This window comes from Microbacterium tumbae, assembly GCF_054780175.1.
In genome coordinates, this window is the sequence record NZ_BAAGWV010000015.1 from 1 (window position 1) to 500 (window position 500).

Consider the following 500-nt stretch of genomic DNA (forward strand, 5'->3'; position numbering starts at 1 on the left):
TGTGGCCCCGCCCCGAACCTCCCTGCGCAGCACCCTCACCCGGCCCAGCGGCCGACTCCCGTTCACCCGACGCCCCAAGACGAAAAAGGAGACCACCACGCCATGACCGCCACACCCGAAACCACCGTCGTTCCCTCGGACCGTACCGGCGAGATCCGGAAGCGTGAGCAGGCCGCCACGCCCGGACCGTGGGGCATCTACTTCGACGGGGTCGTCTACGACCTGGTCGCCGACCTCCAGCCCTCCAGTACCGGCTACCGGTGCCGTCGCGGCATCGGCCGCTTGGATGAGGAGCCGATCGACAACGACCCGACCCACCGCGACTGGACCGAACGGGACGACGCGAAGCAGGTCTTTCACGACGCCGAGTTCGTGGCGCACGCACGTCGGGATGTTCCGTTCCTCCTGGACCGCGTGGCCGAGCTCGAGGCCCAGATGGCTCGGGTTCGGGAGTTCGCCACCAGCCACGAGTACAAGAGGCTGCACGAGCTGCTGGACGG

At 68.6% G+C, this 500-nt stretch carries 1 protein-coding gene; it reads left to right on the forward strand.

What is annotated here, in order from left to right; all coding sequences use genetic code 11:
- Positions 1 to 102 precede the first annotated feature (102 nt).
- Positions 103 to 500: hypothetical protein (locus tag ACYVGQ_RS18755; RefSeq protein ID WP_460786207.1), on the forward strand; the 398-nt coding region annotated here is incomplete at its 3' end.